The organism is Micromonospora sp. WMMD729 (assembly GCF_049315225.1).
In the GTDB taxonomy this organism is placed as follows: Bacteria; Actinomycetota; Actinomycetes; order Mycobacteriales; family Micromonosporaceae; genus Micromonospora.
In genome coordinates this window covers 6,720,146-6,744,578 of record NZ_CP186059.1, presented here as the reverse complement: position 1 = coordinate 6,744,578, position 24,433 = coordinate 6,720,146, and the positions used below count along the sequence as shown (strand labels likewise).

General features: G+C 71.8%; 22 protein-coding genes. 15 read left to right on the top strand and 7 right to left on the bottom strand.

Annotation, left to right across the window (positions count from 1 at the left end; all coding sequences use genetic code 11):
- Window positions 1-3 precede the first annotated feature (3 nt).
- Window positions 4-801 (bottom strand): SAM-dependent methyltransferase, encoded by a 798-nt coding sequence (locus ACN263_RS31185; RefSeq protein ID WP_422737756.1) that lies wholly within the window; start codon window positions 799-801, stop codon window positions 4-6.
- A 143-nt stretch (window positions 802-944) separates the two neighbouring features.
- Between ACN263_RS31185 and ACN263_RS31180 the strand changes: the two genes are divergently transcribed.
- Window positions 945-1,409 carry a hypothetical protein gene (locus ACN263_RS31180; protein ID WP_422737755.1) on the top strand — a complete coding sequence of 155 codons (465 nt, stop codon included), beginning with the start codon at window positions 945-947 and terminating at the stop codon, window positions 1,407-1,409.
- Window positions 1,410-1,496: 87 nt separating this feature from the next.
- Window positions 1,497-2,123: a phosphatase PAP2 family protein gene (locus ACN263_RS31175; RefSeq protein WP_422737754.1), complete on the top strand. Its 627-nt coding sequence runs from the start codon at window positions 1,497-1,499 to the stop codon at window positions 2,121-2,123.
- A gap of 4 nt (window positions 2,124-2,127) precedes the next feature.
- Here ACN263_RS31175 and ACN263_RS31170 read toward each other — a convergent pair whose 3' ends face one another.
- The gene (locus ACN263_RS31170; RefSeq protein WP_422737753.1) at window positions 2,128-2,985 is read right to left on the bottom strand and encodes a prepilin peptidase; all 858 of its coding nucleotides are present in this window, start codon (window positions 2,983-2,985) and stop codon (window positions 2,128-2,130) included.
- A 580-nt stretch (window positions 2,986-3,565) separates the two neighbouring features.
- Between ACN263_RS31170 and ACN263_RS31165 the strand changes: the two genes are divergently transcribed.
- Genes ACN263_RS31165 through ACN263_RS31110 form a run of 12 tightly spaced genes read left to right on the top strand, consistent with a single transcriptional unit; the run spans window position 3,566 to window position 12,708 of the window.
- The gene (locus ACN263_RS31165; RefSeq protein WP_422740885.1) at window positions 3,566-4,075 is read left to right on the top strand and encodes a hypothetical protein; all 510 of its coding nucleotides are present in this window, start codon (window positions 3,566-3,568) and stop codon (window positions 4,073-4,075) included.
- A gap of 8 nt (window positions 4,076-4,083) precedes the next feature.
- Window positions 4,084-4,986 (top strand): hypothetical protein, encoded by a 903-nt coding sequence (locus ACN263_RS31160; RefSeq protein ID WP_422740884.1) that lies wholly within the window; start codon window positions 4,084-4,086, stop codon window positions 4,984-4,986.
- A gap of 34 nt (window positions 4,987-5,020) precedes the next feature.
- On the top strand, window positions 5,021-5,680 hold the full coding sequence (locus tag ACN263_RS31155) for an SAF domain-containing protein (protein WP_422737752.1): 660 nt from the start codon (window positions 5,021-5,023) through the stop codon (window positions 5,678-5,680).
- Window positions 5,681-5,682: 2 nt separating this feature from the next.
- Window positions 5,683-6,483: a ParA family protein gene (locus ACN263_RS31150; RefSeq protein WP_422737751.1), complete on the top strand. Its 801-nt coding sequence runs from the start codon at window positions 5,683-5,685 to the stop codon at window positions 6,481-6,483.
- Window positions 6,473-8,008 (top strand): CpaF family protein, encoded by a 1,536-nt coding sequence (locus tag ACN263_RS31145; RefSeq protein WP_422737750.1) that lies wholly within the window; start codon window positions 6,473-6,475, stop codon window positions 8,006-8,008. The genes ACN263_RS31150 and ACN263_RS31145 overlap by 11 nt, the downstream gene beginning before the upstream one ends.
- Window positions 8,009-8,012: 4 nt before the next feature.
- Window positions 8,013-8,915, top strand: a complete 903-nt coding sequence (locus ACN263_RS31140; protein ID WP_422737749.1) for a type II secretion system F family protein — start codon at window positions 8,013-8,015, stop codon at window positions 8,913-8,915.
- Between the two features lie 37 nt (window positions 8,916-8,952).
- Window positions 8,953-9,822 (top strand): type II secretion system F family protein, encoded by an 870-nt coding sequence (locus ACN263_RS31135; protein WP_422740883.1) that lies wholly within the window; start codon window positions 8,953-8,955, stop codon window positions 9,820-9,822.
- 25 nt (window positions 9,823-9,847) lie between these two features.
- The gene (locus tag ACN263_RS31130; RefSeq protein ID WP_422737748.1) at window positions 9,848-10,051 is read left to right on the top strand and encodes a hypothetical protein; all 204 of its coding nucleotides are present in this window, start codon (window positions 9,848-9,850) and stop codon (window positions 10,049-10,051) included.
- Window positions 10,052-10,056: 5 nt separating this feature from the next.
- A complete protein-coding gene (locus ACN263_RS31125; RefSeq protein ID WP_422737747.1) occupies window positions 10,057-10,503 on the top strand; it encodes a TadE family protein in 447 nt (148 codons plus the stop codon).
- Window positions 10,500-10,967: a TadE/TadG family type IV pilus assembly protein gene (locus tag ACN263_RS31120; protein WP_422737746.1), complete on the top strand. Its 468-nt coding sequence runs from the start codon at window positions 10,500-10,502 to the stop codon at window positions 10,965-10,967. Before ACN263_RS31125 ends, ACN263_RS31120 begins: the two co-directional genes overlap by 4 nt.
- Window positions 10,964-11,398, top strand: coding sequence for a pilus assembly protein TadG-related protein (locus tag ACN263_RS31115; RefSeq protein ID WP_422737745.1), 435 nt, complete (start codon window positions 10,964-10,966; stop codon window positions 11,396-11,398). Before ACN263_RS31120 ends, ACN263_RS31115 begins: the two co-directional genes overlap by 4 nt.
- Window positions 11,399-11,412: 14 nt before the next feature.
- Window positions 11,413-12,708 carry a LysM peptidoglycan-binding domain-containing protein gene (locus tag ACN263_RS31110; RefSeq protein WP_422737744.1) on the top strand — a complete coding sequence of 432 codons (1,296 nt, stop codon included), beginning with the start codon at window positions 11,413-11,415 and terminating at the stop codon, window positions 12,706-12,708.
- A gap of 337 nt (window positions 12,709-13,045) precedes the next feature.
- Here ACN263_RS31110 and ACN263_RS31105 read toward each other — a convergent pair whose 3' ends face one another.
- The gene (locus tag ACN263_RS31105; protein ID WP_422737743.1) at window positions 13,046-13,900 is read right to left on the bottom strand and encodes a Rieske 2Fe-2S domain-containing protein; all 855 of its coding nucleotides are present in this window, start codon (window positions 13,898-13,900) and stop codon (window positions 13,046-13,048) included.
- 186 nt (window positions 13,901-14,086) lie between these two features.
- Between ACN263_RS31105 and ACN263_RS31100 the strand changes: the two genes are divergently transcribed.
- Window positions 14,087-14,857, top strand: coding sequence for a crotonase/enoyl-CoA hydratase family protein (locus ACN263_RS31100; protein WP_422737742.1), 771 nt, complete (start codon window positions 14,087-14,089; stop codon window positions 14,855-14,857).
- Window positions 14,858-14,888: 31 nt separating this feature from the next.
- On the opposite strand, the gene ACN263_RS31095 is transcribed toward ACN263_RS31100, so the two are convergent.
- From ACN263_RS31095 to ACN263_RS31080, 4 genes are all read right to left on the bottom strand, one after another.
- Window positions 14,889-18,599 (bottom strand): discoidin domain-containing protein, encoded by a 3,711-nt coding sequence (locus ACN263_RS31095; protein WP_422737741.1) that lies wholly within the window; start codon window positions 18,597-18,599, stop codon window positions 14,889-14,891.
- A 133-nt stretch (window positions 18,600-18,732) separates the two neighbouring features.
- Window positions 18,733-21,624 (bottom strand): discoidin domain-containing protein, encoded by a 2,892-nt coding sequence (locus tag ACN263_RS31090; RefSeq protein WP_422737740.1) that lies wholly within the window; start codon window positions 21,622-21,624, stop codon window positions 18,733-18,735.
- Between the two features lie 153 nt (window positions 21,625-21,777).
- Window positions 21,778-23,439: a glycoside hydrolase family 13 protein gene (locus tag ACN263_RS31085; protein WP_422737739.1), complete on the bottom strand. Its 1,662-nt coding sequence runs from the start codon at window positions 23,437-23,439 to the stop codon at window positions 21,778-21,780.
- A 98-nt stretch (window positions 23,440-23,537) separates the two neighbouring features.
- Window positions 23,538-24,425 carry a carbohydrate ABC transporter permease gene (locus ACN263_RS31080; RefSeq protein ID WP_422737738.1) on the bottom strand — a complete coding sequence of 296 codons (888 nt, stop codon included), beginning with the start codon at window positions 24,423-24,425 and terminating at the stop codon, window positions 23,538-23,540.
- Window positions 24,426-24,433: the final 8 nt, after the last annotated feature.

The following is a 24,433-nucleotide window of genomic DNA, read 5'->3' as shown; positions in this document are numbered from 1 at the left end:
GGGTCAGCGGCGGACGCCGACCCCCGCGTACCCGTGCGATTCCACGACCTCGGACTCCCCGTCCGGCCGCCACCGGGTGGTCTCCACCAGACCGGGCTCCACCAGGTCGTACCCGGCGAAGAAGCGCAGCGTCTCGGTGTGCGTGCGGGGCACCAGCGGGGCGCTGCTGTTGCGGTACACGGCCTGACCGCGCTCGGCCAACTCTGGCGGGATGCCGTCCAGCGTCAGGTGCGACAACGCCAGGTGGCTGCCGGGCACGGTCGCGTCGCGCAGCCGGGCCACGGCCGCCCACGGGTCGTCCCCGTCCGGGACGAAGTGCAGCACCGCGAGCAGCAGCACGGCCACCGGGCGGTCCAGGTCGAGCGTGCGCCGCACGCCGGGGTCGGCCAGCAGGTCGTCGGGCCGTCGCAGGTCACCCTGCACGACGGCGGTGCCGGGCACGTCCGTCAACAACCGCTTGGCGTACGCGACAGCCACCTCGTCGTAGTCCACGTAGACCACCCGGGCGTCCGGCGTCACCGCGCGCACCACCTCGTGCACCGTGCCCTGGGTGGGGAGCCCCGCGCCGATGTCCAGGAACTGGTGTACGCCCTGCTCGACGGCGTACCGCACGGCCCGGCGCAGGAACTGCCGGTTCATCTGGGCGGCCGCCCCGGTGTCCGGGAAGATCTCCAGCACCCGCTGGGCGGCGGCCCGGTCGGCGGGGAAGTTGTTGCTGCCACCCAGGAAGTAGTCGTACATCCGGGCGACGTTGGGGCGGGCGGTGACGTCGGTGGTGTCGGGTGCCGGCTGCTCGGTCACGAGGGATCCCTTCGAGGCACGGTCGGATCTCGATGTGTAACAGCTGAGCCGACGACCCGCCGCCCCCTCGTGTCGTTGATCCGGCTGCACCCCTGGTCAGCGCCGACCACGGTGGGGGCACCCGCGCACGAGGAGGGACGCCGATGACCAGTCAACGGGAGACCGTACGGGTCGAGAAGGACCTGTTCCGCGCCGTGTACGACTCGCCCGCGTCGCTGCCCGGCCGACACCGGTGGACCACCCCGGAATCGGACGTCCGGCGGCTGGAGAAGCTGCTCGGCATGCCCACGCGCACCATCGGCGCCCCGCTCTGGGTCAGCGGCGACGAGCCGGACTGCCCGAAGTGCGGCCGCCGGATCACCTGGTACGACATCGTCTCCTCGGCGGTCACCGGGCTGCACGACAAGGGCATGATCGCCGAGGTCATCCTCGGCGACCACAAGTACGTCAACACCGAGGTCCCGGACGCCATCGCGGGAGTGCACTGCGCCGACTGCCACACCCCCATCGCGGGCCTGCGCAGCTTCAAGTGCCACAACTGGGCGTACGCCTTCGAAGCGCTGGAGGCGGTCCGGGAGCGGATGAACGGCGGCCCAGCGCAGCCCTGAGCGTTCGGCCCGCTCGGTTGCCCCACCTTCGCGTTTTCCAAGTTGCCTCCAAGGTGAACGCGGTATGAACGTCTGGTGAGGTGATTCATGGCCGACAACGGCAGCACGGACGTCCCAGAGATCAGCGCCGAGTGGTACCGCGACATCGTCGACACCGCCGCCGGCACCCCGCACCCGGTGCAGTGGTTCGTCGGGCACGCCACCGAGGGGGTGATCCTGCTGCTCGGCGCGCTGCTGGTGACGGCCGCGCTGCGCCGCCTGGCCGGCGGCCCACACAACCGGGCACTCGCCCTGGTCGCGCCGCTGCCGACGCTCCTGGCGTACGCGAGCAGCGAGTGGATCAAGACGGTGGTGGACGAGGACCGGCCGTGCCGGACGATAGGGCGGGCGATCATCGCGGGCGCCTGTCCACCACCGGGCGACTATTCGTTCCCGAGCAACCACGCGACCCTCGCCGGCGCGCTGGCGGTCACCACCCTGCTGCTCTCCCGGCGGCTCGGGCTGGTCGCGCTGCCACTGGCCGTCCTGGCCGCGTTCTCCCGGGTCTTCGTGGGCGTGCACTACCCGCACGACGTGGCCGCGGGCCTGCTGCTCGGCGCACTGGTCGCGCTCGTGGCGACCCCGCTGCTGGCCCGCCCGACCGCCGAGGCGCTGCGTCGCCGCACCGACGCCCGCCGCCCGGTACCCGACCTGGCCGGCCGACCGCGCCCGTAGCCGGTCAGCCGGTCAGGAGGGCACCCGCCGTACCGAGCAGCAGGAACGGACCGAACGGCAGGTGACTGGTCCAGCGTGCCCGTCGGGCGACAAGCAGTACCAGGCTCACCAGCGCGGACAGCCCGAACGTGAGCAGCAGCCCGAACACCAGCACGGGCCAGCCGTACCAGCCGAGCAGCGCGCCCACGCCGAGCGCCAGCTTGGCGTCACCCAGCCCGAAGCCCCGACGACCGAGCAGCAGCGTGCTGGCGGCGAAGAAGAGCGCCAGCCCCGTACCGGCGGCAACGGCTCGCAGCCACGGACCGGCCCCGGCGTCGACGAGTGCCGCCACGCCGAGCAGCAGCCACGTCCCGGCGGCCGCAGGCAGCGTGAGGCGGTCGGGTAGCCGGTGCACGACCAGGTCGACGAAGACCGCGGGCAGCGTCCAACCCAACCACCAGGCCACGGCCGGTAACGCGCCCAGCGGTGGGCCGACGAACACGAGCAGCACCACGGCGGCGAGCACGGCCACCTCCACCGTGCCGGGCGGCGGCCCGACCCGGGCGCGGCACCGGCCGCACCGGCCCGCCGGGCCGAGCGCGGGCCACGGCCCGGCCAGGCTGATCGCGGCCCCGCAGGCGTCGCAGCCGGTCCGGCGACGAGTGCCCGACGGTACGGCGTGGCGCGCGACAGCCAGCCGCAACAGCGGAACGACGAGCAGGGATGCCGCCACCGGGGTGAGCCGGCGGCGGGCGGCACCCGGGACCGGTCCCACCTCGGTGGCCGCAGGGCCGGTGGAGGCGGCCGGTCGGCCGGACGGTTCAGCCGTCAGCGCCATGTCGACCCCGCCGATCGTCGGACGGTCGTCGCAGAAGGTGAACACGGATCGTGACTGAACGTTAACTCGGGTGTGGCGGATGGCGCGGAAAGCGACGTCCACCGCCGGCCACCTCCATCCCGGATCGGACCTGGCGAGGCACGCTGCAGGGAGCGGCGGAGGGCGGGTCGGGTGCCGGGATGCGGACGTGATGTCCCACTTCCGCACGGGGGACAGGGGGCACGGCGGATCGACCCGCGCCGACGGGACCAGACCGCCGGCGGCCCCTCGACCGGTCGCCGCCCGCAGTACGGCTCGGACACCCGCCACCACCACCCGTCATCACGCTGAGTGTTCGCTTGAATTGCCTCTGTTGCATCGGCGATCGTGAGCTTATGCTCGCCCCTTGGGTGTGACGCAAGCCTCACCTCGACGACCGGACAACACGGGACCTTGCATTTGTAGAAGATCCGCAACGGTGAATGCAGAAGCGCAATGAACGGCCGGAGGTATTGATCCGGGCGCGCTTTCGCATGCCCGACACCGGCGCCCCGTCGCCACGTCGGGCTATCACGAGGAGGGTTCGGCAGTGCGCGGACGGCAGCTCGGGCGAGCGGCAACCTGCCTGCTGGCGATCGTGGCGACGATGTCGGTCAACGCGTGTGGCAGCGGGCCGGAGGCGGTCGACCGACCGACGTCGGAGCGGAACGACAGGGCGCGAACGGATTCTGATGCCGAGCACCGGGCGGCGGAAAAGGCCGCGCTCGAGGCGTACTCCGGATATCTCGCGGCCTCGCGGGCGGCGAGTCGGCGCAGCGATCCGCACGCGCCGGAACTGTCCAAGTTTCTCGCTGATCCACTGTTGACCCGGGTGCAATTGTCCATTCGCGACGCTAAGGAGCACGGCGCGATGCGTACCGGGACGTTGAGATCCGACCCCGCCGTGATCGCTGTCGACCTCGAGTCGGACCCGGCAACCGTGGAGATCCAGGACTGCCTGGACGCCACGGGTTACCGGCTGGTCTACACCAAGGATCAGCGGGTGGTGCCGGGCAGCGGTGGCGGCAGACACCTGGCCACCGCCACCGCCACCCGCTATCCGGACGGCCGGTGGCTGATCAGCTCCGGCACCGCGCACCAGGACCAGCCGTGCTGAGCCGCCGGATGGCCGCGGGAGCCGGCCTGGCGGTCCTGTTGCTGCTCGGTACGACCCTGCCGGCCGCCGCCGCCCGACGCGCCGGCCCGGGGGTGGAGTGCCCGCCCGGCCAACCGGACTGCAACGTCTGGGACGACGAGCCCGGCCATCCCGGCGACCCCGGCGGCGGCGGGGACAACGGCGGCGGAGACTCCGGTGGCGGTGGGGGTGGCGGCGTCTGCCAGTGGGGCGGAAAGACGATCCCCTGCTACGACGACCTGCTGGGCTGGTTCAACAACGGCGACGGCTGCTACTACAAACTCGCCGTGCCGCAGAAGCCGGCCGAAGAGGGCCAGCAGTGGTACGTGCAGACCTGCAACGGCGGCGACCTCGGCGCGCAGGACACCGTGCTGCGTGACGGGCCGCCGCCCGGCTTCGGCGCCCCACCGGACCCGGAGGAGTTGGCCCGCCGGGCCCTGGCGTCGATCAAGCTGCTGCCGGCACACCTCCGGGTCGCGCCCCGCAAGGACATCGGCCCCGGCCTCGTGGGCCTTCCGGTGTGGATGTGGGCCACGCCGAGCGCCAGCTACTTCGGGCCGCTGCACGCCTCCGCCTCCGACCGTGGGCTGACCGTCTCCATCGAGGCCAAGGTCGACCGGATCGAGTGGGACATGGGCAACGGCGACAAGGTCCCCTGCACCACCCCCGGCACCCCGTACGACGCCAAGGGCAGGTACGCCGGTAAGCGCTCCCCGGACTGCGGCTACCACAACGGCTATCCGAAGGCCGGCACGTACCGGGTGGGCGCCACCACGTACTGGACGGTCCGGTGGTGGACCGACAACGGCGTCGAGGGCGACCCGATCGCGCAGACCCGGACCAGCGGCACCGTGCCGGTACGGATCAACGAACTCCAAGTGGTGACCAGGTAATGCGAGCACCCCAGGCACGAATGGAGATCGAACGGTGAGTGTGGCGACGCGTGACGCGACCGGCCCGGTGGACGCGCCGGTCACCCCGCCCAAGGTGGTCCGGCAGCGCCGGGTCCGCCCAGGGCTGCTGGGTCTCGCCGTACTCCTGATCGCCCTCGGTGGGCTGGGGGCCGCGTTCGCGGTCACCTCGGTCCGGGCCACCGGCAGCTACCTCGCGGTCGCCCGGCCGGTGGAGGTGGGCCGCGAGGTCACCGCCGCCGACCTGATCACCGTGCAGGTCGCCGGCGGTCAGGGGCTGAACCCGGTACCCGCGGGCCGGCTGGACGAGATCGTCGGCAAGCGGGCCGCCGTGGCGCTGGTGCCGGGCACCCTGCTCACCCGCGGGCAGGTCACCGATGATCCCCTGCTCGGCCCGGGGCAGCAGCAGATCGCGCTCGGCCTGAAGACCGCCCAGGTGCCGGCCCGCGAACTGCACCCCGGTGACAAGGTGCTGCTGGTCAGCACCCCGGACGACAACGCCACCGGGGCGGCCGCCACGGCGGGCACCCGGTTCGCGGCCACCGTCATCGACATGGTCAGCCCGACGGACGACGAGAAGGTGCTGTACCTTGCGCTCCTCATCCGGGACGTACCCGCCGTGGTGGCGTTGGCCGCCCAAGAGCGGGTCGCCGTCGTGCTGACCGAGGCGGCCTGACGATGGCGATCATCGCGTTGGTGTCCGCGAAGGGCTCGCCCGGCGTGACCACCTCGGCGTTGGCCTGCGCCCTGACCTGGCACCGCCGACTGGTGCTCGCCGAGTGCGACCCGGCCGGCGGGTCGATCCTCGCCGGCTACCTGGGCGGCCAGTTGGACGGGCCGCGCGGCATCGGGGAGCTGGCCGTCGGCGAGCTACGCGACGGCAACCTGGAGACCGCGTTCTGGTCCCAGTTGGTTGACCTGGACGCGCCGCGCCGGGAACGGCTGCTGCTGCCCGGGTTGGTCGACCCGGCGCAGGCCGGCAGTGTCACCCCGCTGTGGCAGCGCTTCGCCGACTACTTCAACGCCCTGGACCGGGGCACTCCCGGCTACGACGTGCTCGTCGACTGCGGCCGACTGCACGTCAACGGCCCACCGTGGCCACTGCTGCGGGCCGCCTCGGTGGTGCTGCTGGTGAGCCGGGCAAACCTGCCCGACCTGTCCGGGACGCGGGCGGTGGTCACCGCGATCGAGCGGGACTTCGCCGAACACCGGGTACCGCCGGGCACCCTGCGGCTGCTGCTGGTCGGCGACGGGCACGGGCGCGCGGAGATCAGTCGCGGGCTGAAGCTGCCGGTGATCGCCCGGCTGCCGCACGACCCCCGTACCGCGGGGGTGCTCGCCCTCGGTGGGACGGTGCGGGCCGGACGGCCGCTGCTGCGCGCGGCGACCGCCCTGGAGGTGCCGGTCGGGGCGCTGCTGGAACGCCGACGGGCCCGACTGGCCTGGCCGGTCCAGCAGGGGGTGCCGGATGCGGTTTGAACCCGTCTCCGCCGACCCGCGTCAGCAGCCGCCGGGCGCGACGTCCACCGCGCCGCCGCTGGCCCCGACGAACGGTCGGCACCACCAGGTGACGCCGATGCCGCAGCCGATGCCCACGGCCACGCCGCCGCCCGAGCCCCGACGCCGGATGGACTTCCAGGTCGTCCGGGAGCTGCGGAGGGAACTCACCGAACGACTCACGCTGTGGCAACGCGGCCGGGAGTTCACCGTCGACGAGGAGGACACCGAGCGGGCCCGGCTGGCCGTCCAGGTGGTCGCCGAGTACGCCGACGCGGTCCGCCGGGCCGGCACACCGATGGCCGCCGGGGCGGAACGCCTGCTGCTCGACCAGGTGACCGCCGAGCTGGTCGGTCTCGGTCGACTACAGACCCTGCTGGTCGACGACACCATCGAGGAGGTGCACATCCTCGGCTGCGACCAGGTGCGCATCACCCGGCACGGCGGCGGCGTGGACTGGGGCGAGCCGATCGCCGACAGCGACTCCGAGTTGGTGGAGATCCTCCAGGCGGCGGCCCGGCGGGCGGGCGCGACCGAGCGGTCCCTGTCCACCGTGAAGCCCACCCTCGACCTGCAACTGCCCGACGGCAGCCGGCTCGCCGCGGTGTTCCTGGTCAGCCACCGCCCGTACGCGGTGATCCGCAAGCACAACACCCTGGACGTGAGCCTCGACGACGTGGCCGGTAGCCGGGGCGACCTGGACGAGATGATCGACCCGCTGCTGCGCGACTTCCTGCGCGCGGCGATGCGCGCCGGTTTGAACATCATGGTCGCCGGGCTGGCCGGCGCCGGAAAGACCACCATCATCCGGGCGTTGATGAACGAGATCCCGCCCGACGAGCCGTACGTGCTGCTGGAGGAGAGCCGGGAGTTGCTGCCGGCCCGCCGCCGCGAGCGGCACCGGGCGGTGATGAGCTTCGAGGCCCGGGAGGGGCACGGCGAGCGTGGTTTCGACGGCCGTCCGGCGGGCGAGGTGACGATCGCCGACCTGATCCCGTTGTCGCTGCGGATGGGTGTGCTGCGGATCATCGTGGGTGAGGTGCGGTCCCGCGAGATCGTGCCGATGCTCCAGGCCATGACCACCAGCCGGGGGTCGATGTGCACGATCCACGCCCGGACGGCCGCCGGCGTGGGCGAACGGATCGTCGAGCTGGCGTTGGCGCACGGCCGCGAGATGACCGTCGACCAGGCGCGTCGGATGGCCGGCAACGCCCTCGACCTGATCGTCTACGTCACCGTCGAGGACGAGAGCGCGATCGGCGGGCGTAAGCACCGGTTCGTCTCGCACGTCGAGGAGGTGATCGGGGCCGGCGAGGCCGGACGGATCACCACCACCACGGTCTTCGGCCCCGGTCCGGACGGCCGGGCGGTCCCCCGCCACCTGCCCGAGCGGGTCCGCGACCAGTTGCTCCGCGTGGGGTACGACTCCCGACTGCTGACCCGGTGGATCGAGGCCGGCACGGGCGCGTGGCGGCGACCCCGACAGACCCGACTGGCCCGGCGGTGACCTGATGGGGAACAGCCTGGAGTTGATCGCGGTGGTCTCCGGGGCCGCCTGCGTGGCGGGACTTCTGCTGGCGGTGGTCGCCCTGGTGGGCACCCGCCGACCCGCCGGTCCCGGCCCCGGCGCGGGGCCCGGCCTCAGCCGCCTCTGGCGCGGTTCCGGGGCGACGCCCGCCGAGCGGCGGGCCTACCAGGCGCTGCTGCTCGCCGCGGTGGTCGCCGGGGCGTTGGCGTTCCTGCTGACCGGGCTGCCGGTGGTGGGCCTGCTGGTGGCGGTGGCGGTGCCCGGCACGCCGTGGCTGTTCGCGGTCGGCAAGGCGGAGCAGCGGGCGATCGCGCGGATCGAGGCCGTCGGCGAGTGGACCCGCCGACTCAAGGACGTCTCCGGTACCGGCCAGGGCCTCCAACAGTCGATCATCAGCACGATCGGCAGCGTCCCGCCCGGCATCGAGGACGAGGTACGGCTGCTCGCCGCCCGGTTGCAGGCCGGCTGGCTGGCCCGCTCCGCGCTGCTGGCGTTCGCCGACGAGATCGGCGACCCGGTCTGCGACCAGGTGGTGGCGGCGCTGATCCTGCACCTCACCGACCGGGGTGAGCGGCTCGGCGACGTGCTCGGGTCGATCGCCGGCGCGGCGGCCGCCGAGGTGGCGACCCGGCGGGAGATCGAGGCCAAGCGCACCCAGCCCCGGTTCGCGGTTCGCTTCCTGACCGGGATGACGCTGGCGACGCTGGCGTACGGGCTGATCAACACCGAGTACATCGAGCCGTACGGCACCGCGACGGGTCAGCTGGTGATGGCCGCGCTCGGCGTCGCCTTCATCAGCCTGCTCGCCTGGGTGCGCTCGATGAGCCAGCCGCAGCGGCCGGCCCGGTTCCTGCCGGCGCCCGACCCGCAGGAGGTCGTCGCATGAGCGCGAGCGTCACCAGGCCGGCGGGAGACCCCCGATGATCGTCAACTGGCTCCTGGGCGTGGCCGTGACCGGCGGCGCGGCGATCGGGTTGGGCCTGTTCCTGGTGATCCGGGAACTGGTCCCGGCCACTCCCGCGCTCGGTCCGGCGCTGCGTCGCCTGCACCAACCGCCCGGGACCGGCCGGGTAGCCGCTCCGGCCTCCCGACGACTGGACTGGCTGACCGGGCTGTCCCGCTGGCTGCGACCGCCACACCGGCAACTCGCCCTGATCGGCCAGACCCCCGAGCAGTACGCGCTGTCGGTGCTGCTGTCCGCGCTGATCGGGCTGGCCACGCCGACCCTGCTCGGGGTGGCGCTGTTCGTCCTCGGCATCTCGCTGCCGCTTGTCGTACCGGTGCTCGGCGGCCTCGGCATGGCGCTGATCGCCGGCCTGCTGGCGCACCGGTCGGTGCTGGCCAAGGCGGACGCCGCCCGCGACGAGTTCCGCCAGGCCGTCTGCACCTACCTGGATCTGGTGGCGTTGCAGCTCTCCGCCGCGCACGGGCCGGTGCAGTCGTTGGAGCGGGCCGCCGCGGTCTGCGACGGCTGGGTGTTCGACCGCCTCCAGGAGGCGCTGCGGATCGCCCAGATGCAGATGCACGCGCCCTGGGACGAGCTACGTGACCTCGCCGACAAGATCGGCATCCCGGAGCTGGGCGATGTCGGCGCGATCATGCGCTCCTCCGGCAGCGAGGGCGCGCAGGTGCACGAGACCCTGCGCAGCCGGGCCGACTCGCTGCGCGACCAGATCCGTACCGACAACCTGGCCCGCGCCGAGGGCGTGACCAGCCGACTCGACATCCCGGGCGCGCTGCTCGTCTTCGTGCTGCTCGGCTTCGTCGTCTACCCGTTCATCGCCCGTGTCTGACCCGACCCCCGAGAAGGAGTACGCCATGTCCATCCTCACCTACCTGCACGTCGTGGTGACGACGCGCTTCGCCGAGCTACGCCGGGACAGCGAGCGGGGCGACAGCCCGGTACCGACCGCTGTGATCATCTTCGGCCTGGTCTTCGTGGCGACAATCGTCACCGGCCTGGCCCTCGGCAAGGCCAACGACTGGATGAAGGCCATCCCGAACCACACGAACCCGAAGTAGCCGGCATGCGCCGAGCCACGTACCCGAGGTGGCGCCGGGCGGTTCTCGCCGCCCGGCGTCGTCTCGTGGCCGGCGACCGGGAGCGGGGCGCGAACCCGGTGGAGCTGGCCGTGGTGATGCCGCTGATCCTGGTGCTGCTGTTCGGGTCGCTCCAGGTGGCGGCCGTCTTCCTGGCCCGGTCCACGGCGCTGAACGCCGCCCAGAGCGGGGTGAACGCCCAGCGGCGGTACAACGCGGCCGACGGTGCCGGGGTGGCCAGCGCCACCCGGTTCCTGTCCACCACCGGCGGCTGGCTGCTGGGTTGGAGCAAGGCCGGCGGCCCGAGCTGCGTGACCAGCGACGTCGACGTGACCTGCACGGTGAGCGGCCGGTCCCTGTCGGTCGTACCCGGTGTGGACTTCCCGATCGAGCAGACCGCGCACGGACCGGTGGAGCGGGTGACCGCGCCGTGAACCGGACCGCCGAGCGGGGCTCGGTCTCCATCGAGGTGGCGGTGCTCGCGCCCGCGTTCATCGCGCTGATGGTGCTGGCCGGGGTGGCCGGACGCAGTGCCGTCGCGGCGGAGGCCGTCGACGCCGCCGCGCACGACGCGGCCCGCGCCGCCTCGATCTCCCGTACCGCGGCCGACGGCCAGGAGCAGGCGCGCAAGGCGGCGCAGGAGCAGTTGGACTGGCACGGGCTGAACTGCGACGGCACGCCGACCCTGAGGTTCAGCGGCTCGGTCGGTGGCGACATCACCGGCTTCGACAAGGCGTACAGCAGCGCCCTCGGCCAGGCCGCGACGGTCACCGTCACGGTCGAGTGCCGGGTCTCGTTCCGCGATCTGCGGCTCAACGCCATCCCCGGCATGCCCACCGAGAACCGCGTCGAGGCCAGCTTCACCTCCCCACTGGACCGCTACCGGAGCCGACGATGAACGATCGTGCGCTCGCCGGCGACCAGGGCCGGGTCAGCATCTTCCTGGCCGTGGCGATGATCGGCGTACTCGCCATCGTGGGGCTCTCGTTCGACGGCGCGGGCCAGCTCCGCACGCTGCAACGCGCCGACAACCTGGCCGCGGAGGCGGCCCGCGCGGGCGGGCAGGCCATCGACCGGGCCACCGCGATCGAGGGCGGGCCGACGCGGATCAACCAGCCGCAGGCGCGCGACGCGGTCGCCGACTTTCTCGCCGCCGCCGGCACCACCACCGGCCACACCGTGAGCTTCCCGCAGATCGCCGGGGAGACCGTCGTCCGGGTCCGCCTCACGATCACCTACCGCCGCTCGATGCTCGGGCTGTTCGGCTTCGCCGACCAGGTCACCATCACCGGCGAGGCGACCGCGCGGGCCATCACCGCAGGACCGTAGGAAGGAAGGCAGCCATGTCCGCATCGGGTCGGTCCGTCGTACGGCGGACGGGACGCGTCCTCACCGGCCTCGGCGCGCTCGTCGTGCTCTGCGCCCTGGTGGCGGGCGCGCCGGTCGCGCTGCTCGCCTTCGCCGGCAATCCCCTGCCCGACCATCTGCCCACCCTCGCCGAGGTCGGCACCACCCTGACCAGCCGGGACGACGGGCAACTCTTCCTGCGGGCGCTGGCGCTGGCCGGTTGGTTCGGGTGGGCCACGTTCACCTTCTCCGTCCTCGTCGAGTTGGGCGCGCAGACCCTGCGCCGGCCGGCGCCGAAGCTGCCCGGGATGAGCCGCCAGCAGAAGGCAGCCGCCGCGCTGGTCGGTTCGGTCGCCCTGATCCTCGCCGCCAGCCCGGCCGCCGCCAGCGCCGCCGCGGTCTACGCCGGTCCGGCGTACGCCCAGCCGAGCGCGTCGGCCGCCGCCCGGGTCACGGAGAGTGCGCCACTGGGCCTGACCGGGAGCGGCCCGCTCGGACGTGTCGCGCCCGCGCCCAGCAGGCCGGACGCCGGCGACCAGGCCGCGCCGGTGTACCGCGTCGCCCGGGGCGACTACCTCGGCGAGGTGGCCGAGCGGTACCTGGACGAGTTCGACGACTACCGGCAACTCGCCAAGCTGAACCGGTTGGACGACCCGGACCGGATCCGCCCCGGGCAGCTGCTCCGGCTCCCGGCGGAGGCCACCGACCAGGGCGCACGCCCGCACGCGACCGGCAAACTCGTCGGTCGGCCCGCCGCGCCCAAACCGCCCGCAGCGCGACCGACGCCCGAGCGGTCGGCACCCGAGCGCGCGGAGCAGGCACCACCCAGCGGTACGGAGTCGACGGGCCAGGCCCCCACGATGACCGTCGGGGCGGCCCGGGCCGGCACCACCGACCGGGTGAACCGACCGCTTGCCGTTTCCGCCGTGCTGGCCGTGGCGAGCATCGTCGGCGCTCAGATCGGCGCGGTTCTCGGTCTGCGCCGGCGGCCCGCCACGGGCGGGGCGGCACCTCGGTTGAGCACGGCCGCCCGTACGCCGCGACGCCGTGCAACCGGCGGCAGTTCCATCAGCGAGAGCCGCGCCGCTCGCATCGGCAGCTCCGGTCGAAGCGGTACCGCGGGCCGAGCTGGCAGTGGCGCCGCCTGGGCCGCCAGTCGTGCGGCGGCGGCCACCGAGACGCCCGCACCGCCGACCGGCACGCCGCTGGCCCTGCCCGGTAACAGTGCCGGAGCTGTCGGCGAGTGGGACACCGACGACGGCGTCCAGGGCGGTCGGCACCGGCGCGGTTGAGCCGGCACGCGTAGGTCGCGGCCCGGACGTCGAGGTCGGCGCGCCGACGATGACCGGGAGCTGGGGTCCACGCACGGCCCATGCCGAGCGCGGTGGCCCGAGCGGCGCCGATGCCCGGGTGCGGTGGCCCGCACAGGGCCGACGGTGTGGGAGCGGTGCGGCTACTGCCCGAGCGCGGTGGCCCGAGCAGGGCCGATGCCCGGGCGGGGCCGACGCCCGCAGTCGAGGCCGGCACCCGGCCCGGCGCGCGGGAGCGGACACCCCACAGACGCTGATGCCGCACAGTCAACAAGATGACTGTGCGGCATCAGCACGTTGAGGGTGCGACCGGTCGCTGTCAGGGGAGGCGGGTCTGCAGCACGCCGTCCTGGATGCGGGTGGGCAGGATCTGCTGGTCGTTGCCGGAGGGCCCCTGCACGACCTCGCCGCCGTTGAGCCGGAACGCGCTGCCGTGCCACGGGCAGACCACGCACGCGTGGCCGTCGATCTCCTGGACCTGGCCCTCGCCCAGCGGTCCGCTCTGGTGCGGGCACCGCTCCAGCATCACCGTGACCTCGTCACCGTGCCGGTAGAGGATCACCGAGATGTCGTCGTCCACCTCTCGGGTGATCAGCGTGCGCTGCGGCAGGGTGGCCATGTCGGCCAGCGAGTGCCACCCGTCGCTCATCCGGTGCAGCTCGGACACGCTCTGGTTGACCTGGGCGCCCTGCTTGTACGCGAGGTGCCCGCCGATGTACGCGCCGAGGCTGACGGCGGAGAGGCCGAGGAAGCCGAGCGCCTTGCCGACGCCGCTTCGCCCGGAGAGCCGCGCCGCCAGAGAGCCGGCGTAGAGGCCGACCCCGACGGTGTTCGCGGCGGCGTGCACGAGACCGACCCGGCGCTGGTCCCGGGAGAGCGCCGCCCAGTCGTTCAGCCCGGCTACCGCCGCCGGCAGGGCGCTGACCGTCCCGAGGCCAACCAGCACGGTCGCCGGCCGACGCTGCCCGGGCATCAGGTCCAGCACGGCGGCACTGATCCACGCCCCGACCGGCACCTGCACCATGGCCGGATGCAGCGGATGCCCCAGCGTCACGCCGTGCAGCAGGTCCCGCAGACGCCGCGGGCGCAGCGTCCCCAGGACCGCCTTCTGCAACCGGTCACCCGCGCGGTCCAGCCGGGAGTCCTGCTCAACTTTCGTCAATAGCGCTCGCACAACTACCGACTTCCCACCCCTCCCCCTCCCAAACCGGAAGTCAACGACAAACCCGCCACGCCCCCCTCTCCCGCCGATCTTGCGGTTTCTGCTGCGACAAACCCGACCTAAGAGCACAAATCGACAACCCAAAGTGCAAGATCGACGAGGATTGTGGGGGCGCGGGGCAGGGGGCATGCTGGCGGGGTGGGTGTGCGGGTGGAGCGTCGCGGGGTCGTCAGCACCGTTATTTTGGACCGGCCGGCGGCGCGGAACGCTGTTGACGGGGCTACTGCCCGGGCGCTCGCCGACGCGTTTCGCGCCTTCGACGCCGATCCCGACGCGGCGGTGGCCGTGCTGTGGGGTGCGGGGGGCACGTTCTGCGCCGGAGCCGACCTGAAGGCCATCGGCACGTCGAGGGGCAACCGGGTGGAGCCGGAGGGGGACGGCCCGATGGGTCCCACCCGGATGGTGCTCAGCAAGCCGGTGATCGCGGCCATCTCCGGGTACGCGGTGGCCGGCGGCCTGGAGTTGGCGCTCTGGTGTGACCTGCGGGTCGCCGAATCCGACGCCACGCTCGGGGTGTTCTGCCGGCGCTGGGGGGTACCGCTGATCGACGGCGGCACGGTCCGACTGCCCCGACTGATCGGGGAGAGCCGGGCGATGGACCTGATCCTCACCGGGCGGGCGGTGCCGGCGGACGAGGCGTACGCCATGGGGTTGGTCAACCGGGTGGTGCCGCCGGGCCAGGCCCGGGCGGCGGCCGAGGAACTGGCGGCGGAGATCGCCCGGCATCCGCAGACCTGCCTGCGCAACGACCGGGCGGCCCTGCTGGCCGGCGCCGGGCGACCCGAGGCGGAGGCCCTGGCGACCGAGCTGGCGTACGGGATGGACTCGCTGGCCACCGACGCGACGGCCGGCGCCGCCCGGTTCGCCGCGGGCGAGGGCCGGCACGGCACGACGCCGCCGAGAGGGTGAGACCTCCCGACGGCGTCGGCTACCGGGTGAATCAGTTGCGGTTGATGGTGAAGGTCGTCGTGGTGTTGCGGATGTCCTGGTAGTTGTTGGTCAGCCGCAGGTTGTTGAAGGTGACCGAGCCGACCGCCGGGCCCTGACCGGGTTCCGGCATCTCGTTGGCCCAGACCGCGTAGCCCGACTTCGCGTCGTACGCGTCACCGCTCTTGCGGACGCCGCTGATCGAGATGTTGGTGAAGACCGTGTCGGTGATCGGGTTCTCCGGCTGCGACCCGTTGTACTTGGTCTGGAACATGATCCCGGTGTATGTCGGGTCGACGATGTCCACGTCGGACACCCGGATGCCCCGGAACTCCTTGGACGCCGAGAACACCCAGATCGCGGGGAACGTCTGCGAGCCCCAGAAGTGTCCGCCCGCTCGGACGATCGAGATGTTCTGGAACTGGGTGGGCGGGCTGGATCCGAACCCGATGAACGGGTACCCGAAGTCCAGCGAGCTGATGGTGATGCCGGAGTACGTCAACATGTCCGCGATGTAGAGGTTGCGGAAGATGTTGTTGTAGCCGCCGTACACCGCGAGCCCGGCCGCCCGCCAGGTCAGCGTGGCCGTCAGGTTCTCGAACACGTTGCCGTTGTTGCCGACCGACGCGCCCTGGTCGGTGGCCGAGAAGAGGGCGAACGCGTCGTCCCCGTTCGACCGCCCCTCGGTGTTGGTGACCAGGTTGTTGGTGCTGCCGTTGGTCAGGTTCACCCCGTCGGCGAAGGTGTTGCGGAAGCGGCTGTCGCGGATGGTCAACCCGCTGACGCTCACCCCCCAGTACGCGCACACGGTGTGCTCGACCCAGACGCTGTCAAGCGTCATGTTGTCGACGTCCTTCAGCTCACCCCAGACCTTGCCCGGCCCGTCGATGCGGTTCGTGTAGTTGCCGAAGAACGCCAGGTGGGAGAAGGTCGACCCGCTGGCCGAGGACTCCACCCGGAAACCCGCGTCGGTGTTCTGCTGGCCGGTCGGCGTCTGGAAGCGGGTGTACCACATGCCCGCGCCCGTCACGGTTATCGGCTTGCCGTACACCTGGAACTTCTGCGCGGTCTCGTAGGTGCCGGCCGGCAGGTAGACCCCGACCAGGTTGCCCGTGGTGTCCATCCGGACCGCGTCCAGGGCGTTCTGCACGTCCTGGTGGCTGAAGCCGGACGGCACCCGGTACCGCGAGGGATCCGGGTTGGCGCGCGGCGCGACCAGCTCCAGGTTGATGAAGTCGATCGCGTACGTGGTGGTGTTGGCCGGGTCCTTCTGGAGACGGATCTTGCTGCCGGCCGGGATGGTCGAGTTCAGCATCACGTTCGCCTCGTCGTACAGGTGGCGAGGCGCGCCGGCGCTGGGCGAGTCACTCGGGCCGGCCTCCGCGCCGTACAGCCAGATGTGCTTGGAGGTCAGGTTGATCGGCTTGTGCAGGGTGCCGTTGACGTAGATGTTCAGCGTCGAGTCGATGCCTCCACCGCCCGCCGAGTCGGGGATGGAGAAGCGGGTGACCAGGGTGTTGGTCGCCGCCCGGGTGGTCCACTCGACGTACGCGCCGGTGCTGTTGAGGGTGACCGCCCGCCGCCCGGACGCCTCGCCGCCCAGGTTGCCGATCTCCCGGTTGGGTCCGACCTGCCCGGCGCCGCCACCGATGGTGCCGTCCTCGGCCTCGTACATGTCGTAGCCGAGGTTGGCGCCGCGACCCACGAAGAGCGGCTTGTCGCTGGTGTTGTTGGTCTGCTTGACGGGCAGCTCGTTGCCGTCCACGGCGACCACCACCCGGACGGTGTACTTGCCGTTCGCGGCGGTCCAGGTGCCCAGGTTGATCGGGCCGACCGTCGCGCCCGCGTTGATCACGCCGGAGTACGAGCCGGTCAGGGTCCGTACCACCGTGCCGGACTCGTTGAGCACGGTGAGGGTGATGCCGTGCGCGCCGGACGCGGACGCCTGGTTGCCGGCGTTGCGCAGCGACACCGAGAAGGTGACGGTGCTGCCCGGCGGCGGGTTGCCCGGCGACCAGTCGACGGCGGAGGCGACCAGGTCGGAGCTGGCGACCGCGCTGACCACCAGCGGGCTGGGGTTGGTGTAGCTGTTGTTGGTGTCGTCGATCTCGACGACGGTGTTCGACTCGTCGACCTTCGCGCTGAGCGGGTAGCTGCCCGCGTCGCGGGTGCCGATGCTGGCGCTGACCGTGGTCGACGCGCCGGCCGCGAGACCACCGACCGACGCGGTGCCGACCCGGGTGGAGCCCAGGTAGAAGTTGACGTTGGTCGCGGCGGAGGCCGCCGAGCCGGCGTTCCGGACGGTCGCGGAGAGCGTGATGGTGCTGGTCTCCACGGGCGCGGACGGGCTGAACGACATGCCGGTCACGGTCAGGTCCGGGTTCGGCGCGGGGGTGCCGAAGACCTGGAACTCGGCCACCTGACCGGCCGGTGCGCCGGTGTTCGAGGCGATCGAGAGCCGGACGTCGGCGGCGGACGCGGAGACCGGGATGGTCACCGTGTTGCCGCTGCCCGGGTTGAACGTGTAGTTCGTCGCGCCGACCAGGGTGGTGAAGTTCGACGAGTTCTGGTCCCGGCCGAGGACGGCGATGTTCTGGGTACGGGTGCCCCACGCCGAGTCCGGGTTGAGCTTCAGCACGATCTGGCTGAGGCTGGCGTTCGCGCCGAGCTGCACGGTCAGCGTGCTCGGGTTGCCGTTGCCCTCCCAGTAGGTGGCCACGTTGTTGTCGTTGGCGTTGGTGGCCACGAACGTGTGCACGAACCCGGAGGCGCTGATCGGCCTACCGATCGCCAGGTTGCTGCCGGTCGGCGGGTTGCCGGTGCCGGTACGGGTCACCGTGTTGCTGTTCGACGACTGGTTGCCGGCCGCGTCCTTGGCCCGTACGTAGTAGGAGACCGTGGCGCTGTCCGCCTGGCTGTCGGTGTACGTCAGCGTCGAACCGCCGACGCTGCCGCGCAACGCGCCGTTGGCGTAGACGTCGTACCCGGTGACACCGACGTTGTCGCTCGACGCCGACCAGGTGAGTCGGATCTGGCCGCTGGCCGGCTGGGTGTACGCCAGGCTGGCGGGAGCGCTCGGCGCCTGGGTGTCGGTGCTGCCGCTGGCGGCGTACACCTCCACCTCGGAGAACTGCGCGGCCGGCCAGCCGGTGTTGCCGGTGACCTGCACCCGTACGTAGCGCGTGCTGGCGGCGGTGAAGCTGACGGTGGCGGTGTTGCCGCTGCTCGGGTTGAAGGTGTAGCCGGCGGACGCCTTCAGGGTGCTGAAGGACGAACCGTTGGTGGAGCCGAGCACCGACAGCGTCTGGGTACGGGTCTGCCAGTCCGCGGACGGAGGCAGCTTCAGCACCACCCGGTCCACGTTCAGCGTGGCGCCCAGGTCGGCCTGGATCCACTGCGGAAAGGCGTTGTTGGCGCTCTCCCAGTAGGTCGAGGCGTTGCCGTCGTTCGCGTTGCTCGCCACGTAGTTCTGGTTGTAGCTGCTGGCGCTCATCGTGGCGGAGACCCCGGCGAGCAGGGCCGCGCGGGCGGAGCCCGCCGGTGCGGAGGCGGGCGTCGCCGCCGGTGCCGCGGTCGCGGGGGTGACGGCGGGAACGGCGGCGAGGAGCAGTCCGGCGAGCGCACCGGCGAGCAGCCGTCGGCGGGCCGGCGCTCGGCCGGTCGGGTGGGCGGAACCGGGCGAGCCGGTTCGCGGGGTGCCTCGGGTGGGGCCGTTTCTGGACATCGGTCGCTACACCTCTTTCGGGGGTGGTGTGGGGTGCGTTGCCCGGTGACGGGTGCAGGGGTACGCCCGTCGTGCCGCGACAGGTGGGGGACGGTGCTACGGCCCCCGCCCTGGCTGGGCGGGGGCCACCGGGTCAGCTGGAGTAGACCTCGAACTCGCCGAGCTGACCGGCGGGCCAGCCGGTGTTGCCGGTGACGGTGAGGCGCAGGTACCGCTGGTTGGTCGCGGTGAAGGTCAGCGTGGCGGTGTTGCCGCTGGCCGGGTTGAAGGTGTAGCCCGCCGACCCCTTGACGGTGCTGAACGACGAGCCGTCGGTGGAGCCGAGCAGCGCCAGCGTCTGGGTACGCGTCTGCCAGGCCGATGACGGCGGCAGCTTCAACACGACCCGGGACACCGTTCGGGTCGCGCCCAGGTCGACGGTCAACGACTGCGGGAAGGCGTTGTTGGCGCTCTCCCAGTAGGTGTTCGCGTTGCCGTCCACCGCGTTGGGTCCGGCGTACACGTCGGAGTGGCTGGTCTCGGTGACCGACCGCCCGGCGGCCAGGTTGCCCGTGGGGGCGGGCGTGGTCGGAGGCGGGGTGGTCGTCGGGGGCGCGGTGGTGGGCGGGGGCGTGCTCTGGGTGCCGCCGTACACCTCGACCTCGCTGAGTTGCGCGGCCGGCCAGCCGGTGTTGCCGGTCACGGTGACCCGGATGAAACGGCGGTCACCGGAGGGCAGCCCGATCGACACGGTGTTGCCCGAGCCGGGGGCGAAGACCCGACCGGCGGACGACGCCAGCGTGCCGTACGACGAGCCGTCGGTGGAGCCGAGCACGGACAGCGTCTGGGTGCGCTGCTCCCAGCCGGCGGGCAGCTTGAGCACCACCCGGTCGACCGAGCGGACCGCGCCCAGGTCGATGGTGACCGACTGCGGGAAGGCGTTGTTGGCGCTCTCCCAGTAGGTCGAGGCGTTGCCGTCCACCGCGTTGCCCGCCGTGTAGTTCTGGTTGGTGCTGGTCGCGGTCGTCGACCGGTTCAACGCCAGGTTTCCACCGCTGGGCGGCGGGGTCGTCGGCGGTGCCGTGGTCGGGGGTGCGGTGGTGGGCGGCGCGGTGGTCGGGCCGGTGGTCGGCGGGGTGCTGGGCCCACCACCCCACTGCGGCTCCGGCCACGGGCCGCAGTACGGGGTCGAGGTGTACCAGCCCGAGTTGCCGGCGCCCTGGGTGATCTGGAAACCGCCACCCACGCAGTTGTGCATCGGGATGCTCTGCGCGATGTTGGTGGCCCGTACGTTGGTGAACGACACCTGGCTGGGCGCCTGCACCTGGAGCGCGTACGTGCCGGCGCCGTCGATGCGGACGTTGGTGAGGTTGATGCCGCTGGTCTGACCCTCGATCCAGTGCAGTGCCGCGTACGAGCTGTCCAGGATGTCGGTGTCGGTGATGTTGATGGTGGCCTGCTGGAACGCCTCGTTGAGCGCGGAGAACCAGATCGCCCCGACGCCGAAGTTCCAGTTGTAGTCGGAGTTGCCGTTGCGGATCAACGTGTTCCGGGCAATGGTCCAGGTGCCCCGGACCGCGGTGTCGCCCTGCACGCCGGGGTAGCGGTTGGCGACGTGGATGCCGCCGCCGTTGGTCAGCGAGTCGGCCGTCACGTTGTCGGTGATCTTGATGTCCCGACCGCCGTAGCTGACCAGGTGGTTCGCCAGCAGCGTCACGCCGATGGTGTTGTGCGTGAACGAGTTGTTGACGTTCGGCACGCTCTGCGCCCACATGGCCAGGGCGTCGTCGCCGGTGTTGCGGACGAACGTGTTGGTCACCGTCGAGTTGGTGACGCCGGTGTGGAAGTTCACCCCGTCCGCGGTCTGGTCGAGGATCCGGCTGTTGCGAATGGTGAAGTTGTCCATCGGCCCGTCCATCCACGCGCCGACCTTGGTGTTCTCCAACCAGAGGTTGTCGACCACCGAGTTGGTCATCGCCCCGCCCAGCGCATTGACCTGGTCGTCGTCCACCCGCTCGCGGATGTCGCCGATGATGGCGAAGTCCCGCAGGGTGACGTTGCGGCTCGGCCCGTTCGCCTCGTGCGACCGGATCTCACCGGTGTAGCCGCCGCCGGGGACGTACTTGCCGTAGATGCCGGCGGCCCGCTTGCGGTCGGTGGGGTGCCGACCGCCGAGCACCGAGTACCAGGGGCCGGCACCGCGCAGGGTCACCCCGTCGACCACCACGTGGTCCCAGAGGGTGAAGGTGCCGGTCGGGATCCAGACCGCGCGACCCTGGGCCTTGCCGGCGTCGACCGCCGCCTGGAACTTGGCGGTCGAGTCGGTCGCGCCCGTCGGGTCCGCGCCGAAGTCGGTGACCACGTCGATGACACCGGAGGGCTTGGCGATCGGCGCGACCACCTCGAAGTCGGCCAGGTCGATGGTGAAGGTGGGTGACTGGGCGGTCGAGGAGACCTGCAACCGGATCTTCGTGCCGGCCGGCTGGGTGCTTCCGAACAACGCCCGGGTCTCGTCGTAGAAGTGGTGCGGGTTCGTGTCGCCCGGGTTGTTGTTGAACGGGTAGCCGCCGTAGTACCAGCCGTACTTCGACGTCACCGGGACCGACTTCAGCAGGTTGCCGTTGGCCCGCAGGTCGATGGTGGCGTCCCGGCCCGTGCCGGCGGAGTTGTCCGGCAGGCTGTACCGGAAGGTGACCGCGTTGGCCGGGGCGGTGAGCGTGAACTCGACGTACTCACCGACGGCGTCGAGGGTGACCGCCTCCCGGCCGGACGCCTCCGACGGCAGCGTGCCGTAGCGCCGGTCCGGGCCGATCTTCGTGCCGTTGTGGGCGGCCTTCTCGGCCTCCTGCTCGATGAAGGGGACGGTGGCGCCACGGCCCGAGATGTCGAAGGGGGACAACCCGGCCGCCGAGGCCGGGGTGGCGCCGCCGGTGACCGCCAGGGCGGTCAGTGAGGTCGCGGCGAGCAGGGTGGCGGCGACGGCGGCCAGCCCCGCCCGGGTCGGGCGTCTGAGTTGGTACGACGTGCCGGTGGTGTGGTTGGCCATGAGCTGCGCTCTCCCTTTCGTCAGGCAGGCCAGGTCCCCCGTGTCGGTGCGGCGTGGCGGTCCCTCGTCCTCCTCTCGTGGGCGCGGTGCGCGGGTGGTGTGGGTGCCGGCGGCCGGGACGGGACCGCCGGCACCACGTCGGGTCGGATCAGGTCAGGTCAGGGCGGCGGCGTCCGCGCGTGGCCCGTCCACCTTCTCGGGGGTACGCAGCCAGACGGCGGTGTCCGACGGCAGCAGCCCGTCGTCGAGTGGGCCGCTGGCCAGCAGCACCTCCCCGTCGGCGGGCATCGGCACCGCCGTGTCGGTGAGGTTGACCAGGCAGCGGAAGCCGCCGCCACGGCTGAAGGCCAACACGCCGTCCGGGGCGGGCAGCCAGGTCATGTCGCCGTCGCCGAGCGCCGCCTCGGCCCGCCGGATGCGGATGGCCGCCCGGTACAGCTCCAGCATCGATGCGGCGTCGCCGGTCTGCGCCGAGGCCGTCCGGTCTTTCCAGTCGGCCGGCTGCGGCAGCCACGGCGTCGCCGAGCCCTCCGGGCTGAACCCGAACGGCGGCTCGTCACCGGCCCAGGGCAACGGCACCCGGCATCCGTCCCGACCGGGGTCGACCCGACCGGAGCGTTCCCACATCGGGTCCTGCCGCAGCGCGTACGGGATGTCCTCGACCTCCCAGAGGCCCAGCTCCTCGCCCTGGTAGACGTAGACGGCGCCGGGCAGCGACAGCGACAGCAGGGCGGCGGCCCGTGCCCGGCGGGTGCCCAGCTCCAGGTCGGTGGGGATGCCCTCGCGCTTGGCGGCGAAGCTGAACGTGGTGTCCGCCCGGCCGTAGCGGGTGACGTGCCGGGTCACGTCGTGGTTGGAGAGGACCCAGGTGGCCGGCGCGCCGACCGGGGCGTGGGCGCTCAACGTGCCGTCGATGCTCTCCCGCAGCGCCGACGCGTCCCAGGCGCAGCCGAGGAAGTCGAAGTTGAACGCGGCGTGCAACTCGTCGGGGCGCAGGTAGTTGGCGAACCGTTGCCGGTCCGGCAGCCACACCTCGCCGATCAGGGCGCGGTCCGCGTACGAGTCGGCGACCCGCCGCCAACCCCGGTAGATGTCGTGTACGCCGTCCAGGTCGTGGAACGGGTGCGGCCGGTCGGGCTCGACCTCCGGCAGCGTCCCGTCCTTCACCAGCAGCCCGGCGGAGTCGATCCGGATGCCGTCGACGCCCCGGTCGAACCAGAACCGCAGGATGTCCTCGAACTCGGCGCGTACCCGGGGGTGGTCCCAGTTGAAGTCCGGCTGTTGGGGGGCGAAGAGGTGCAGGTACCAGTCGCCGGGCGTGCCGTCCGGGTTGGTGGTGCGCGTCCAGGTCTCGCCCCCGAACTCGCCGACCCAGTCGGTGGGGCGCTGGTCGCCGTTCGGGCCCCGACCGGGACGGAACCAGAACAGGTCCCGCTCGGGCGCTCCCGGACCGCCGGCCAGCGCGGCCTGGAACCACGGGTGCGCGTCGGAGCAGTGGTTGGGCACCACGTCGACGATGGTCCGGATGCCCAGCTCGTGCGCCTCCGCGATCAGCGCCTCGACCTCGGCGAGGGTGCCGAAGACCGGATCGATGTCGCGGTAGTCCGACACGTCGTACCCGGCGTCGGCCATCGGCGACGGATACCAGGGACTGAACCAGATCGCGTCGATGCCAAGCGCGGACAGGTGGTTCAGGCGGGACCGGATACCTGCGATGTCACCGATGCCGTCGCCGTTGCCGTCGGCGAAGCTGCGTGGGTACACCTGGTAGATAACGGCTCCACGCCACCACGGACTGCTGTCTGCTGTGGACACGAGCACCTGCTTTCTGCGTCGGTACGTCGCCGGGTACGCCGGTGGCGATTGTGTGTCGGACGAACGGCCGTTGTTCGCTCCGCTGCCTGCGAGGGTGGCTATCCCTTGATGCTGCCGGCGGTCAGGCCAGACATGATGTTCCGCTGGAAGATCAAAAAGACGATAACGGTCGGGATGGCGGCGATGACCGATGCGGCGATCACGACGTTCATGGGCGTCCCACCCGCGAAGGAGTAGATACCGACGCTGACCGTCCGGGTCTCCGGCGAGGGCATGACCAGCTTCGGCCAGAGGAAGTCCTTCCAGACCGCCGTCATGGCCAGAATCGCGACGACGCCGAGGATCGGGCGCGACATCGGCAGAATGATCGACCAGAGCGTACGCAGTGACGTCGCGCCATCCACCAGGGCCGCCGCCATCAACTCCTCGGGAATGGAGTCGAAGAACCGTTTCAGCAGAAAGATGTTGAATGCGTTCGCCACCAGCGGCAGCCAGATGGCGAACGGTGAGTCGAGCAGATTGATGTGCAGGATCGGCAGGTCGATCACGGTCACGTACTGGGGGACGATGAGCACCATCGCCGGGATCATCAGCGTGGCGAGCATCAGCCCGAGGATCACGTTGCCGAAGATCGGTCGCAGTTTCGACAGCGAGTACGCGGCGGCGGCGTCCAGGACGAGCTGGAACAGCACCGCGCCGATCGCGTAGTAGAACGTGTTGAACAGCAGCTTGGCGAGTTCCAGATTGTTCCAGGCGTCGATGTAGTTCTGCGGCTGCGGATCTTTCGGGAACAGCGTGGGTGGGGTCTGCGCGATCTCCTGGCCGGACTTGAGCGCGCCGGTGACCATCCAGTAGAGCGGTCCGAGGAAGACGAGCGTGAACGCCGTCACGACGACGACCAGCAGCGTCCAGTAGATGACCCGCCCGCGTCCCCGGCTGATCTGGGCAGGGGAGATGAGGGTCCGGGTGCCGGAATCCTGTGCCATCGCGCGCC

What these genes read in the sequence shown, in the direction of transcription:
- ACN263_RS31180 (WP_422737755.1), top strand. Translation starts at nt 945, where the DNA reads ATGACCAGTCAACGGGAGACCGTACGGGTCGAGAAGGACCTGTTCCGC.
- ACN263_RS31175 (WP_422737754.1), top strand. Translation starts at nt 1,497, where the DNA reads ATGGCCGACAACGGCAGCACGGACGTCCCAGAGATCAGCGCCGAGTGG.
- ACN263_RS31165 (WP_422740885.1), top strand. Translation starts at nt 3,566, where the DNA reads ATGTCGGTCAACGCGTGTGGCAGCGGGCCGGAGGCGGTCGACCGACCG.
- ACN263_RS31160 (WP_422740884.1), top strand. Translation starts at nt 4,084, where the DNA reads ATGGCCGCGGGAGCCGGCCTGGCGGTCCTGTTGCTGCTCGGTACGACC.
- ACN263_RS31150 (WP_422737751.1), top strand. Translation starts at nt 5,683, where the DNA reads ATGGCGATCATCGCGTTGGTGTCCGCGAAGGGCTCGCCCGGCGTGACC.
- ACN263_RS31145 (WP_422737750.1), top strand. Translation starts at nt 6,473, where the DNA reads ATGCGGTTTGAACCCGTCTCCGCCGACCCGCGTCAGCAGCCGCCGGGC.
- ACN263_RS31140 (WP_422737749.1), top strand. Translation starts at nt 8,013, where the DNA reads ATGGGGAACAGCCTGGAGTTGATCGCGGTGGTCTCCGGGGCCGCCTGC.
- ACN263_RS31130 (WP_422737748.1), top strand. Translation starts at nt 9,848, where the DNA reads ATGTCCATCCTCACCTACCTGCACGTCGTGGTGACGACGCGCTTCGCC.
- ACN263_RS31125 (WP_422737747.1), top strand. Translation starts at nt 10,057, where the DNA reads ATGCGCCGAGCCACGTACCCGAGGTGGCGCCGGGCGGTTCTCGCCGCC.
- ACN263_RS31115 (WP_422737745.1), top strand. Translation starts at nt 10,964, where the DNA reads ATGAACGATCGTGCGCTCGCCGGCGACCAGGGCCGGGTCAGCATCTTC.
- ACN263_RS31110 (WP_422737744.1), top strand. Translation starts at nt 11,413, where the DNA reads ATGTCCGCATCGGGTCGGTCCGTCGTACGGCGGACGGGACGCGTCCTC.
- ACN263_RS31095 (WP_422737741.1), bottom strand. Translation starts at nt 18,599, where the DNA reads ATGTCCAGAAACGGCCCCACCCGAGGCACCCCGCGAACCGGCTCGCCC.
- ACN263_RS31090 (WP_422737740.1), bottom strand. Translation starts at nt 21,624, where the DNA reads ATGGCCAACCACACCACCGGCACGTCGTACCAACTCAGACGCCCGACC.
- ACN263_RS31080 (WP_422737738.1), bottom strand. Translation starts at nt 24,425, where the DNA reads ATGGCACAGGATTCCGGCACCCGGACCCTCATCTCCCCTGCCCAGATC.